The sequence below is a fragment of the Arthrobacter sp. 001422645 genome (genome assembly GCF_059816125.1).
The window spans coordinates 1-12,871 of record NZ_JCBANT010000026.1 but is presented as its reverse complement, the minus strand read 5'-3'; the positions used below and the strand labels follow the sequence as shown (position 1 = coordinate 12,871).

At 68.1% G+C, this 12,871-nt stretch carries 10 protein-coding genes; 4 read left to right on the top strand and 6 right to left on the bottom strand.

The features are described 5' to 3' along the window. From otsB to AC6EUH_RS18150, 3 genes are all read right to left on the bottom strand, one after another. Positions 1 to 1,743 (bottom strand): trehalose-phosphatase (otsB, locus tag AC6EUH_RS18160; RefSeq protein ID WP_499739486.1); only part of this gene is annotated, 1,743 nt, incomplete at its 3' end. Between the two features lie 226 nt (positions 1,744 to 1,969). Further along, positions 1,970 to 2,959, bottom strand: a complete 990-nt coding sequence (locus AC6EUH_RS18155; protein ID WP_499739485.1) for an LLM class flavin-dependent oxidoreductase — start codon at positions 2,957 to 2,959, stop codon at positions 1,970 to 1,972. Between the two features lie 134 nt (positions 2,960 to 3,093). Further along, positions 3,094 to 3,903, bottom strand: a complete 810-nt coding sequence (locus AC6EUH_RS18150) for a glycoside hydrolase family 25 domain-containing protein (protein ID WP_499739484.1) — start codon at positions 3,901 to 3,903, stop codon at positions 3,094 to 3,096. Positions 3,904 to 4,111: 208 nt separating this feature from the next. On the opposite strand from AC6EUH_RS18150, the gene AC6EUH_RS18145 reads away from it, so the two are divergent. The 3 genes from AC6EUH_RS18145 (at position 4,112) to AC6EUH_RS18135 (ending at position 7,714) form a co-directional block, all read left to right on the top strand. Continuing rightward, positions 4,112 to 4,813, top strand: coding sequence for a type 1 glutamine amidotransferase domain-containing protein (locus tag AC6EUH_RS18145; protein ID WP_499739483.1), 702 nt, complete (start codon positions 4,112 to 4,114; stop codon positions 4,811 to 4,813). A 63-nt stretch (positions 4,814 to 4,876) separates the two neighbouring features. Further along, positions 4,877 to 6,580, top strand: a complete 1,704-nt coding sequence (locus tag AC6EUH_RS18140) for a helicase HerA-like domain-containing protein (protein WP_056430966.1) — start codon at positions 4,877 to 4,879, stop codon at positions 6,578 to 6,580. Between the two features lie 141 nt (positions 6,581 to 6,721). Continuing rightward, entirely contained in the window at positions 6,722 to 7,714 is a 993-nt protein-coding gene (locus AC6EUH_RS18135; RefSeq protein ID WP_056430971.1) for a nuclear transport factor 2 family protein, read from the top strand. Positions 7,715 to 7,863: 149 nt separating this feature from the next. Here AC6EUH_RS18135 and AC6EUH_RS18130 read toward each other — a convergent pair whose 3' ends face one another. From AC6EUH_RS18130 to AC6EUH_RS18120, 3 genes are all read right to left on the bottom strand, one after another. Further along, on the bottom strand, positions 7,864 to 9,834 hold the full coding sequence (locus tag AC6EUH_RS18130) for an NHL domain-containing thioredoxin family protein (RefSeq protein ID WP_056430972.1): 1,971 nt from the start codon (positions 9,832 to 9,834) through the stop codon (positions 7,864 to 7,866). Continuing rightward, the gene (locus AC6EUH_RS18125) at positions 9,831 to 11,993 is read right to left on the bottom strand and encodes a bifunctional copper resistance protein CopD/cytochrome c oxidase assembly protein (protein WP_499739482.1); all 2,163 of its coding nucleotides are present in this window, start codon (positions 11,991 to 11,993) and stop codon (positions 9,831 to 9,833) included. The genes AC6EUH_RS18130 and AC6EUH_RS18125 overlap by 4 nt, the downstream gene beginning before the upstream one ends. Positions 11,994 to 12,136: 143 nt before the next feature. Further along, on the bottom strand, positions 12,137 to 12,424 hold the full coding sequence (locus AC6EUH_RS18120) for an HU family DNA-binding protein (protein ID WP_024367639.1): 288 nt from the start codon (positions 12,422 to 12,424) through the stop codon (positions 12,137 to 12,139). A 243-nt stretch (positions 12,425 to 12,667) separates the two neighbouring features. Here AC6EUH_RS18120 and AC6EUH_RS18115 point away from each other — a divergent pair, with 243 nt between their 5' ends. Next, entirely contained in the window at positions 12,668 to 12,799 is a 132-nt protein-coding gene (locus AC6EUH_RS18115) for a hypothetical protein (RefSeq protein WP_268753759.1), read from the top strand. Positions 12,800 to 12,871: the final 72 nt, after the last annotated feature.

Here is a 12,871-nt window from a genome sequence, read left to right as displayed (position 1 = left end):
CAGGATCCGTCCCAGCCAGGCAAGGAACCCTTCCGCCTCCGCAGTGGAGCCGAGGTCCACCAGCGCGTTGACCGTCATGGAGCCGTCCCGCAGCCAGCAGTACCGGTAATCCCAGTTCCGGGTGCCGCCGATCCCCTCCGGCAGCGAGGTGGTGGGCGCGGCCAGGACGGCGCCGGTGGGCTCATGGACCAGGGCGCGGAGCACCAGGGCCGACCGGCGAACCAGGGACGGTTTCACGGCGGGCAGCTGCAGTGCCTGCACCCAGCGCCGGGAATGATGCGCGACGGCGGCGCGGCGCGAGTTCTCCTCCGGCGGTTCGGCCCGCTGGGGTTCCGTGTCGCCGCAGCGCAGGTTCAGCACGACGGGGCCGTGCCGCAGCTCGACGTCGGCCGTGGCGGTGGCATGGCGGCCGTCCGAGGTGATCGTGAAGCCGACGCCCGGTGCGAGCAGGATGATCGGGTCCGCGGTTCCCACGACGTGCAGCTCGGACCCGCGGGCCTCCATGCTGAAGGGCGCGTTGGCGTAGTCCGGGCGGGGCGCAAAGACGATCCGCGCTGTTCCGGTCCCCGAGAGGACCCGGACCAGGCTGGTGATGCCTTCCGGCGCCGGTTCCAGGTAGTCCGTGACGGTGACGTCGGCCCAGCGGGTTTCCACGATCATGGTGCTGTCCACATAGCGCTGGCCCAGGACCTGCGAGGCTTTCACGGGTTCCACCGAGAAGTGTCCGGCCGCGTCACCGCCGAGCAGATGGGCAAAGAGGGAACCCGAGTCCGGCAGCGGATGGCTCATCCAGCAGATCCTGGCGTCCGGGGTGATGAGCGCGGTGGAGGAGCCGTTGCCGATCATGGAATGCCGCTCCAGGCCGACGGCGTCTTCCCCGAACAGCCACGCCCGGCGCAGTTCAAACAGAATGGCCAGGACCCGGGCGAAGGACTCCGGGTCCCGGAGCCGGTGCGCCGCGGCAGTGGGCCCCTCGCCAACGCGCAGGCCCAGGTCCGGCCCACGCAGGGTGGCCATGGCGGCCTCATCGCTGGAGGCGTCCCCGGCGTACAGGGCGGCGCTGACCCCGAGCATGGACCGCAGGTGTTCCACGGCGGCGCCCTTGGACGGTTCCACCACGGACAGGTCCAGGACGGAGCCGTCGACAATAAAGGACAGCCCGTGCGCCTTGGCTATTTCCTCGGCCTGCTGGGTGACCAGCGCGACGACGTCGGGGGTGGCCGGGCGGGTGTGCACGGAGACGGCGACCGGCTTCCGCTCGATGGTGATCCCGCGGTAGGCGCCCACGGTTTCAGCGAGGGCCTGGCTGGCCTGCTGCAACACGGATTCGGTGGCCAGGGACAACCCGTGGGCGAAGCCCATGTCGAACTCGGCGCCGTGCGAGCCGACAAGGTGCACTTCTGCCGGAAGCCGGGAGACGGCGGCCAGGTCGCGCAGGGAGCGCCCGGAGATGACAGCCGCGTGCGTGTTCGGGAGGGCGGCCAGCGCCCGGAGCGCAATCGCGGCACTGCCCAGCGGCAGGGTTTCGGTGGAAATGCCTTCCGCTTCGCACAGGGTGCCGCCGTAGTTGCAGGCCACGAGCAGCCCCGGCGTGCGGGCCAGGATCTTGAGTTCTGCCAGCAGCTGTGGCGTCAGGCCGTCATCGGCGGCGTTGGTCTGCACAAAGGCTCGGAGCAGGCCCAGGGGCAGGGATTTTGTCAGGAGGGCGGAGTCGGCAAGGGACTGGTTGAGCGGGGTGGGCATGGACGGAGTCCTTCCGGTTGTCCCCAATGCCTACATGAGACCGTCCCCGCGGGACGTGCTACCAGTATTTCCCGGCTCGATTTCCCCTGGGTGTCCCGGCGGTTGCGGGTATGTAACATCCGCAACCGCCGGGGTCAGTGCCGCAGGGGAGGGCTATCGGGCCACGAAACTCACTAGGGTGAACCCTCCTGCCGTGCGTGACGGCGGGAAGGACCCGGCCTGTCGGTCAGACGCGGACCAGTCCGGCGACGTCGGCGAGCAGCTGTACCGAGCGCAGCCGGGCCTCGGTGCCGGTGCTCTGATGCGCGACGATGAGCTCGTCGGCGTCGGCGTGCGCGGTGAATTCGTCGAGGTATTCCAGCACGGCGTCCGGGGTGCCCACGGCGGAGTACTTCATCATCTGGGCTACATGCTGGCCCTGCGGCGAGTCCAGGATCATGTCCGCTTCGTCGTCGCTGAAGACGCGGCCGTTGCCGAAGAACAGCGAGACGCGGGCACGTTTGGTGGCCTGGAACATCTCCTGGGCCTCCGCCGCGGTATCCGCCGCGATCACGTTGACGCCCGCGATCACGTGCGGGGCATCCAGCTGCGCGGACGGCTGGAAGTCGCGGCGGTAGAGCGCGACGGCGTCCTGAAGGGCGTTGGGGGCGAAGTGCGAGGCGAACGCGTACGGCAGGCCCAGCTGCGCGGCGAGCCTGGCGCCAAACAGCGAGGACCCCAGGATGTACAGCGGCACATCGGTGCCCTTGCCGGGGGTGGCCTCCACGCCCGGGATGCGGGTGGGGCCGCTCAGGTAGCCCTGGAGTTCCAGCACGTCCTGCGGGAAACTGTCGGCGGACCTGGGGTCGCGGCGCAGGGCCCGCAGGGTGTTCTGGTCGCTGCCGGGCGCGCGGCCCAGGCCCAGGTCGATCCGGCCCGGGTGCAGCGTTTCCAGCGTGCCGAACTGTTCGGCGATGGTCAGCGGCGAGTGGTTGGGCAGCATCACGCCGCCGGCGCCGAGGCGGATGCTCTCGGTCTGCGCGGCGACATGGGCGATCAGCACGCTGGTGGCCGAGGAGGCGATCGCGGACATGTTGTGGTGCTCGGCGTACCAGACGCGCCGGTATCCCAGCTCCTCGGCGAGCTGCGCCATGGCCACGCTGCCGGCCAGGCTCTCTGCCGCCGTCTGGCCCTTGCCGATGGTTGCCAGGTCAAGGATGGAAAGCGGAACAGTCACGGAAAAGCCGGCCTTTCGTTGCGGGAAGTCACAGGCGCGGCACCGGGGCCCGGCGCGCGCACACTGTGGACAACGACGCCGGCCCCCGGGTTATTTCTGCCCCGGCTGTGGCGCTCCCCATGTGCCTCCGGAAGTCAGGGGCACGAATAGTTGTAGTCCAGGCCGCCGGAAACGTACTGCGCCAGAGCGACGCGGCCTCCCGGGGTGAGAGGCGGCAGGGAGCAGTTGGATTTGGCGCCGGCCAGGGACCTCGCGCCGGCGAGCCAGCTCGGCAGTCCGGCGAGGGGGCTGTCGGGCGGGACCGCACCAGCGATCTGGCCCCACTGGTAGCCGGTGGAATAGAGGCCGACTCTAGCGTTGATACTCGCGAAGTAGGCGGCCATTCCTTCCAGGTCGGCCACGTTGGCCGCCTTGCCCGGCTGCCAGCTGTTTTCGGTTTCCACGTCCAGCCACCACAGGTAGCTCTGCGGATTGTCGACCCCGCGGATCGTGGCATCGTCATAGGCCTTTGCATAGCCATACATATAAGAGCAGGCCCGGAAATCGTCCGCGCCGCTGCCGCAGGCACCATACGGGTTGGCCACGTCAACGCCGCCGTAGTGGTTCGATGTGGGCCACCACGAACCCTGCGGGCCCGGGTTGGCTGTATTGACGTAGAGCGCCACCCTCGGCTGGGCGGTGAGCGGCGGGTAAGGGGAGGTTTCCGCCCAGCCCAGTTGGGCCGCCAGGCACGGGTTGGTGGTGTTCGCGAGGCCGTTGTTGACGCCGACGATGGCGAAGGCCGGCCGGTTGGGGAGGGTTTTCCCGCACTGGGGCCAGGACACGTCAATACCTACCGGCTCGGCAGCCCGGGGCGGGGCCGCGGACGCCGGCCCTCCGCCCAGCAGGACAAGGCCAAGAGTGATGGCGGCGGAAACAAGCTTCGTCAGTACCCGGGTAGCCATGCCCCAGCTTACTTCCGGGTCCGGACGGCCCCGGGAACCGGCCGTGCGCGTCGCCGGATGGAATACTCAGCAGGCTGACGGAGTTGCCGCCCCTATGAGTCATTGCAACTCACAGGTTCGGGAACCGTACGCCGAACTCGAAGCCGCACGCTAGAACCCCTTCAACTTTTCACCGCCGGCCGCGCGGCCGGCAGAACAGGAGCCCGACATGGCTAACATCCTGATGGTCGTATCCGCTGCAGATTCCCTCACCATGCGCGACGGCACCGAACACCCCACCGGCTACTGGGCCGAGGAAGTGGTGGTTTCGCACCGGACCCTCCGCAACGCCGGACACACCGTCCACATCGCCACGCCCGGCGGCTCGAAGCCCACCGTCGACGAGGTGAGCCTGGCCGCCGAGTCCGCTGGCGGCCAGGACCGCGCCGACAGTTTCCGCCGGTACCTCGCCGAGATCGACGCCGAATTGTCCGCGCCGCTGGCGCTGGCCGACGTCGACCTCGCCGGCTATGACGCGATTGTCCTGCCCGGCGGCCACGGCCCCATGACCGATCTCTACCAGGACGCGGACCTGGGCAAGCTCCTGGTCGCGGCGGATGCGGCCGGGAAGATCATCGCCCCGTTCTGCCACGGACCGGCCGGTCTGCTGAGCGCCACGGACGACGCCGGGACGTTCGCCTTCGCGGGACGCCGCCTCACCGTTTTCACCAACGAGGAGGAAATCAACGGCGGCACCGGCCCCAACACGCCGTGGTTCGTGGAGGACGTCCTGAAGGACAAGGGCGCCGTCGTCGAGAACGCCGCCGCCTGGACGTCCCATGTGGTGCGTGACGGCAATCTGATCAGCGGCCAGAACCCGCAGTCCAGCGAGGATGTTGCGCAGGAAGTCCTCAAAGCCCTCGCCGAATAGCACCGCCTAAGTAACATCCGGAGCGCCGGGTCCGGGGTTGCCGGACCCGGCTATGCTGTCCGCATGGCCATCAAATCCACTGCTGATAAAGTCGCCACCATCCAGAAGGGGTACACCCTCGAGGGCCCCACGATTGAACTGGGCGCCGCGATCATCGACGGCGAAGTCCACAAGGATGCCCCCGTCCGGCTGCCCCTGTCCATGATGAACCGCCACGGGCTGGTGGCCGGGGCAACCGGCACGGGCAAGACCGTCACCTTGCACATGATGGCCGAACAGCTCTCCGCCGCCGGGGTCCCGGTGTTCCTGGCGGATATCAAGGGAGACTTGTCCGGGCTGGCCACGGCCGCCACCGGCAATGCGAAGCTGCTGGCACGCACGGAAGGGATCGGCCAGGCCTGGTCCGGCAAGACGTTCCCGGTGGAGTTCCTGGCCCTCGGCGGCGACGGTAGCGGCATCCCCGTCCGTGCCACCATCACCTCCTTTGGCCCCATCCTGCTGTCCCGCATCATGGAACTCAACGACACCCAGGAATCGAGCCTGCAGCTGGTCTTCCATTTCGCGGACAAGAACGACCTCGAACTCATTGACCTGAAGGACCTGCGCGCCGTCATCCAGTTCCTCACGTCCGCGGAAGGCAAAGACGAACTGGAGGAACTGGGCGGACTGTCGAAGTCGACCGCCGGTGTCATCCTTCGTGAACTCATCACCCTCGAAGCCCAGGGCATGGAGAAGTTCTTCGGCGAGCCCGAGTTCGACACCGCCGAATTGATGCGCACGGCCCCGGACGGCCGCGGCGTCATCACGTGCCTGGAGCTGCCCACCTTGCAGACCAAGCCGATGTTGTTCTCCACGTTCCTAATGTGGCTGCTGGCGGACCTCTTCGACGAACTGCCCGAGGCCGGAGACCTGGACAAGCCGAAACTGGTCTTCTTCCTGGACGAGGCCCACCTGCTGTTCAACGGCGCTTCGAAGGCTTTCCTGGACGCCATCACCACCACCGTGCGGCTGATCCGGTCCAAGGGCGTCGGCATCTTCTTCGTCACCCAGACCCCCAAAGACGTTCCCGCCGAAGTCCTTGGCCAGCTCGCCAACCGTGTCCAGCACGCGCTCCGGGCCTACACGCCGGAGGATGCCAAGGCGCTCAAAGCCACCGTCTCCACCTTCCCGATGAGCGACTACGACCTGGAGGAGACCCTGACCTCCGCCGGGATCGGCGAGGCGGTCATCACCGTCATGAACGAGAAGGGCGCCCCGACGCCGGTGGCACTCACCCGCCTGCGCGCGCCAGAATCCCTCATGGGGCCCAGCGCCGACGCCCTGATCGCAAGCACCGTGGCCGGCTCTGCGCTGCTGCCCAAGTACGGCACCGCCGTCGACAACGTGTCAGCCTACGAAAAGATTGCCGGGAAGGCACCGTCGGGCACCGGCGCGGAGGCTCCTGCCCCGGTGCCCGGCGGCGGCACCCCCGACGTGTCCGACGTCGAAGCCGAGGCGCGGCGGATCGAGGAGGATATCCTGGGCCGTCCCAGCAGTCGGCCCGCGCCGGCCCCCGCATCTCAAGAAACCCGCCGGGAGCCGGAACGCGAGGCACCCCGCCGGTCCCCGAGGCAACCTGCAAACGAAGGCAATGCCGGAGACCTGACCGGGGCCCTGGGTGGCGCCCTCGGCGGCGGGCTCAAGAGCATGGCCCGCTCGCTGGGGACCCAGCTCGGCCGCGAATTGCTCCGCGGCGTCTTCGGCACGGCCCCCAAGCGCCGCCGCTAGGAACGGGGAGGAGCCGGCCCGGCCGTTTCAAAGCGGTGGTGCTGGAGCTCCCACTGTGGGCGATAGGTGCGGTCCTTGCCACATGGGGCGCCTGTGACAATAAGTTTCCTGTGGGGTGCAGGTAACGTAAGGTATGTGCAAATGAGTCAGGCCTTGGTCAGGACCGCAGCCGGTTGGCTGCTGGGCCTGATGCTTGTCGTGGCCGCGGGAGTTGTAGCGATCAATATCGTGAACAACTCGGTCGCAGGCCCCCAGCAGCCTGTGCGCGAGTATTTCGACGCTTTGCAGAAGGGCGAGGGCGAGAAAGCCCTGGGCCTGTTACGTGCCTCCGTGCCCCAAAGCAACGCCGCCATGCTGGACGGAACGGCACTGCAGACCGCCGCCGCCGGGATCAGCGACGTGCGGTATGGCGACGCCGAGGACCGCGGCGGGAACCAGGTCATGGTTCCGGTTGACTACACCATTGACGGCAGCGAACAGCGGACCGAGTTCCTGCTGGAAAAGTCCGGCACCGAATGGCTGTTCTTCCACAAATGGTCGTTTGTTCCCGCGGCCCTTCCAGTCGTGGACGTCACGGTGGTCAACGCCAATGAGGCCACACTCAACGGGGTGCCGGTGAACATGCCCAACGGCCGCAACTCCTTCGCCGTTTTCTACCCCGGCGAGTACGAGGCCTCTCTTGCCGGCGAGTACTTCTCCGCCCCGCCCACCAAAGCCACGCTGAGCGGCCGCGACGTCCCCGCTGCCCCACTGAGCCTGATGACCGAAGCGACCGACGGGCTCAAGGATGCTGTGGGCAGCAAGGTCAAGGAGTTCCTGGACACGTGCGCCGATACCGCCGACAAGCAGCAGAAGCTCCAGCCTGACTGCCCGTTTTACCATGCCACCAACAACCGCGTCGTCGACGGCACCATCGACTGGAGCATCCAGGAGTATCCCACCGTCAGCATCGAACCCTTTGGCGGACGCTGGGTGGTGGCGCCCCTGAACGGCAAGGCACAGATCAAGGCCCAGCAGGTGGACCTGTTCACCGGGGCCGTGACGGAGCTCAACGCGGTCCATGACTTCAGCTTCACGACCCGCCTGGACATCGACGCCGAAAACGTCAAGGTCACGCCGCTCCTGAGCTACTAGCCCGGCCGCTGCGGTACCAGCGCGGTTTTGCACGTGGCACTGCCGGCTCGTCGAGACCCCGGGAATCCGGGCCCAATTAAAGCCAGAAGGCTGCCATCCGTGACGCCGTGGTCACGAACAGCAGCCAAACTGTGCCAGTCCGGCCGGCGTCAGTCCATTCCGCGCAGGTCCAGCACCAGCTCGGTATCGCCGTCGGGCTGCAGCAGCACCGGGATGCCCCAGTCCTGCTGGTACAGGTGGCAGGCGGCGTGATCCGGGATCTCGCCGTCCGCATCCTCCGGACCGTCGCAGGCAGCCGCGCGGGCGGTGATGTGCAGAACGCCTTCGGGAACGTCGGAGGACAGCTCCAGGGTGCGGAGCAGGCCCACGGAGGTTCCGCCGCCGGACACGAGCAGCTCCGGCGGTGTGGAGGAGATCTTCAGCTGGGTCGGGTCGCCCCAGCGGTCGTCCAGTTTCTGGCCGGTCGGCGCGGTGAAGCGGACGTTCAGCTCCAGCAGTCCGGGGGCCACCGGGCTCTTGGGCCGGTGGGTCTGGACGGCGCCCTCGTCCACCTGTTGCGCTTCTTTGGGGATCTGCACATAAACCAGCTGGTGCTTGTTCGCCTCGACCACCACCAGGAGCGGCTCCGCGCCGGCCACCTGGGTGTGGTCCACAATCACGTCCGAGGGCTCGGACAGGCCGCGCGCCAGCGTGGAGACCGTACCCGTTGCCGGGTCGTAGCGGCGGACGGCCCCGTTGTACGTGTCGGCGATCGCCACCGAGCCGTCCGGGAGTACAGTCACGCCCAGCGGGTGCTGCAGCCTGGCCTCGGAGGCCTTGCCGTCGCGGAAGCCAAAGTCGAACAGGCCCTTGCCGATGGCGGACTCAACGGTGACCGCGCCGCCGTCGTTGATCACGAGTTTGCGCAGGGCCGAGGTCTCGGAATCAGCCACCCAGATGTTGCCGTCGGCGTCCTCGGCGAGACCGGAGGACTGGGCGAACCAGGCTTCCGCCGCCGGGCCGTCGAGCAGGCCCTCCAGGCCGTTGCCGGCGATGATCGATACGGCGCCGGAGCGCGGGTCGAAACTGAAGATCTGGTGCACGCCGGCCATGGCAACCACCACCGCGTTCAGTTTGGTGGACCAGACGACGTCCCAGGGCGAGCTGAGCGAAACCCGTAGCGGATCGGCCTCCAGCCGGGACCCGTACGCGGCGCCTTCCTCGTCCACCCGGGCCGGTCCTGTCTCGAGCAGCCGCTGCACGCCATTGCCCGCCAGCGTGCTGACGGTTCCGTCCGTCAGGGACAGTCCGCGCAGGCGGTGGTTCACGGAGTCGGCAATCACCACGTCGTAGCCGGCTTCGGCAGCGACGTTCTCCGGGAGCAGCACCAGGCCCTGGGGTTCGTTGAAGCGGGCCGCGGCGGCAGTGCCGTCAGCATGGCCCTTGTCGCCGGAGCCGTAGGTGGCCAGGACGGTCTGGAAGTCGGTGGAGAGCTCCACGAGGCGGTGGTGCCCGGTGTCGGTGACCAGCCAGGAACCGGCGGCAGTATCAGCTCCTGGGGCGCCGGCGCCCCGGCCGGCGGGCAGGAACAGGGCCTTGCCGGGGAACCGCAGGGTGCCCGACGTCGGCTCCGGCGCCACATAGGGCCCGTCGCCGCGGTGCAGCGTGCCCTTCGCCTCGTGTTCGGCGATCAGCTCCGGGATGAGCACAGAGAGGCCGTCGGCGTGGCCCTCACCGGAGAGGTGGGCCACGATGTACCCCTCGGGGTCGATGACCACCAGCGTGGGCCACGCACGTGCCGTGTAGGCCTTCCAGGTGTCCAGTTCGGGATCGTCCAGGACCGGGTGCCGGATCTCGTAACGCTCGACGGCGGCGGCCAGCGCCACCGGATCGGCCTCGTGTTCGAACTTGGGTGAGTGCACGCCCACCGTCACGAGGACGTCGGAGTACTGCTGTTCAAGCGGACGGAGTTCGTCCAACACGTGCAGGCAGTTGATGCAGCAGAAGGTCCAGAAGTCCAGCAGCACGATCTTGCCGCGCAGGGACTCCAGGTCCAGGGACTTGCCGCCGGTGTTCAGCCAGTTACGGCCCACCAGCTCGGAGGCCCGGACCCGGAGGTGGGTGCGTACGGTTTCGGTCATGAGCGTCCTTCCAGCTTGGAATTGCGTTCGGCCAGCCGGGCATCGCGTTCGGCCAGCTTGGCAAACATATCGTTGTAAGCAGTGAGATCGGCGTCGTTATTCCTGTCCGCCGCCCGGTCGGTGCGTTTGGACTCGCGCGCGTCGGCACGGGACCACTGGACGGCGACGCCGATCGCGACCAGCAGCGTGGGCACTTCGCCGATGCCCCAGGCCACCGCGCCGCCCATTTGCTGGTCCAGCAGGGCTGAAGGTCCCCAGGTCCGGCCGAGGTTGCCGAAGTAGTCCGCGGCCAGCAGGCCGGTGCCGCCCATGATCGCGACGCCGAAGAAGGCGTGGAAGCCCATCGTGGCCAGCAGGAGCAGCAGCCGCATGGGGTACGGTGCGCGCCGGGGCAGGGGGTCGGTGCCGATCATTGTCAGCACGAAGATGTATCCGGTCAGGGCGAAGTGCAGGTTCATGAGCTCGTGGCCCACGTGATCCCGCATCGCGTACCCGAAGGCGTCCGAGTAGTAGAACAACACGATCGAGCCGGCGAAGTTGGCGGCGGCGAACAGCGGATGCGTCACCAGTTGGGAGAACTTCGAGTGGATGAAGATCAGCAGCCATTCCCGGGGGCCGCGGGAGCTGTCCCGTCGTGGCGTCAACGCGCGCAGGGCGAGCGTAACTGGAGCGCCCAGGACAAGGAAGATGGGGGCCACCATGGTCAGTGCCATGTGGTCCACCATGTGCGCCGAGAACAGGACCCGGCCGTAGACCGCAGGCGGACCGGAGGTCACATAGGTCAACACTCCGAGTCCGATGACCCAGTTGACGGTCCGGAACCAGGACCAGGAGTCCCCGCGCCGGAGCACCTTCACCAGGCCGAGAATGTAGGCCACCAGGCCAAAGACCGCGACGGCGACCCAGAGCCAGTCGGGGCGCCACTCGGTCAGCCAGCGCTCCGGGGTCAGTTCCGGCGGCAGCTCGTAACCGGAGATGATGAAGGCCGGGGAGGCGTCCGGCGCCAGGGACTCACCCTGAGGCGGCGCGGAGCGGCCGAGAGCGACGGCGACACCCGACGTCGCTCCCATCACCAGCATTTCGACGACGACGAGCTGCCAGAGGACGCGGCGCGCGGACAGGCCGCCGTTCCGGCTGCCCAGCTGCGGGATGACCCAGCGCCGGTGCATCAGGCCGATGCCGCCGAGGACGAAGGTCGCCGCTGCCTTGGCCAGGATCAGCTGCCCGTAGGCCGAGCCGAGGAGGTCGTTCCAGGACGTCAGGCGGATGCTGGAATTGATCACGCCGGAGGCGAAGACAAGGATGAAGGCGAAGCCCGCCAGCGCGGAGAACCGCCGGAGCGTCGGCTCGGTGATATCCGGGCGTCCGGCGGACTGCGAGCCGGACGCAGCGGCTCCCAGGACGCCGGAAAGCAGTGCCAGCATGATGATGCCGCCGACCCAGGCCGACACACCGACCAAGTGGAGGCCAAGCGAGTTGATGGCGCCTTCGTGGTCGGCCGAGCTGGCGGAGTGGCCGATCAGCGCGGTGGGCACAAGCCCGATGAGGGCGAGCACCAAGGTCGCTGCCAGGCCTCCCAGGGACGGGACGCCGAAGAGCGCCGTGGTGACGACGGCGGCAATGACCACGACCGCCAGCCACGCGCGGCCGGTCTCGATGTCGGTCATGAAGTAGACGAGGGACCGGGTGAATTCAGGGTCCCCCGAGATCCCCTGCCCGGCGATGTCGGAGTAGCTCAGCACCAGGACGGCAACCGCTGACAGCGTCCAGACGACCCCGGCGATGCCGGCCACAACCAGAGTGCGGGTGAAGGCCGGATGTTCCGGGGCGTCCTTGGCCTTGGAGCGCGAGCCGGCCATCGAGCGGGGCAGGATTGCGACGGCGAAGAGCAGACCGCCGATGACGGTGGCCAGTGCGATGTTGTGGACGGCCTTGCTGGCAGGAAGACCCCAGCGGACCAGCGCGCCCGGGTCTGAGACCTCGCGGGCGGCCGCGGCGCCGGAGAACAGCAGGGCGGCCACAAGTCCTACGAACAGGGCAGCCAGGCCAGCGAACAGCCAGGGCCGGGAGACCCCGACGGAAAACGCAGCAGGACCCCGCGCTCCCCCGGTCGGGGTCGGAGCGGCTGCTGTGGCACGGGGATTTGCTGCGGAAGGCACAGTTCCATTGTCCGCTACGCCCCGCCTGCCCGCCGAATCGGGAGCCACGCCGAAACCTGCGCGACACCACTGGGGGCGGCACGCAACGAAAAAGGAGCGGCGACCCTGAGGGTCGCCGCTCCTTTCAAGCATTCAGAGAAGAACTACTTCTTCTTGGAGACAGCAGCCTTCAGCTTGGAGCCTGCGGTCAGCTTGACGCTGTGGCCCGCGGCGATCTGGATGGTTTCGCCGGTCTGCGGGTTGCGGCCGGTGCGAGCTGCACGGTCAGTGCGCTCAACTGCGAGCCAGCCCGGGATGGTGATCTTTTCGCCCGCGGCGACAGAGGTCTCGAAGACCTCGAACAGTGCATCCAGCACGGAGTTGACGGCTGCCTGGCTGGTGCCGGCCTTGCCTGCTACCTCTGCAACAAGTTCACTACGGTTCTTAGCCATTTATGTCCTCCTGGACGGTCATGATTTCTGGAGCCTGCACACGGCATGCGCACAAGCCACTGTCCGAAAACTTACCAGCTTGCCGCCGCCGAGGTGGCAAATTCCGCGTGTTTTCGGCCTTTTTCGAGGAAAAACCCGGGAATCGGCGCCTTTCGGACCCATATTTCGCCGTCAGCGGACGCTCCCTCAACTGTGGCGGGCTCTGCGCTGACGCTCCCTCAGGTCCGGCACGATTGGCGGTGAATGTCCCGCGCCCGTCTGGCTACCGGGGCGGCTGCGCTGGGCGGCTGCGGGCTCTCGCAGGCCGCGGCGTTGCGGGCGGCGTGGCTGCGCTGGGCGGGCCTGTACGCTCCCGCAGCTCCGGCAGCAGTGTAGGTGACGCTCCCTCAGCTGTGGCGCAGCGCCCGCGCAGGTGCTGCGGGAGGGTTGTGGTGTGACCGGCGGGAT

What these genes read in the sequence shown, in the direction of transcription:
- AC6EUH_RS18150 (WP_499739484.1), bottom strand. Translation starts at nt 3,903, where the DNA reads ATGGCTACCCGGGTACTGACGAAGCTTGTTTCCGCCGCCATCACTCTT.
- AC6EUH_RS18145 (WP_499739483.1), top strand. Translation starts at nt 4,112, where the DNA reads ATGGCTAACATCCTGATGGTCGTATCCGCTGCAGATTCCCTCACCATG.
- AC6EUH_RS18140 (WP_056430966.1), top strand. Translation starts at nt 4,877, where the DNA reads ATGGCCATCAAATCCACTGCTGATAAAGTCGCCACCATCCAGAAGGGG.
- AC6EUH_RS18135 (WP_056430971.1), top strand. Translation starts at nt 6,722, where the DNA reads ATGAGTCAGGCCTTGGTCAGGACCGCAGCCGGTTGGCTGCTGGGCCTG.
- AC6EUH_RS18130 (WP_056430972.1), bottom strand. Translation starts at nt 9,834, where the DNA reads ATGACCGAAACCGTACGCACCCACCTCCGGGTCCGGGCCTCCGAGCTG.
- AC6EUH_RS18120 (WP_024367639.1), bottom strand. Translation starts at nt 12,424, where the DNA reads ATGGCTAAGAACCGTAGTGAACTTGTTGCAGAGGTAGCAGGCAAGGCC.
- AC6EUH_RS18115 (WP_268753759.1), top strand. Translation starts at nt 12,668, where the DNA reads ATGTCCCGCGCCCGTCTGGCTACCGGGGCGGCTGCGCTGGGCGGCTGC.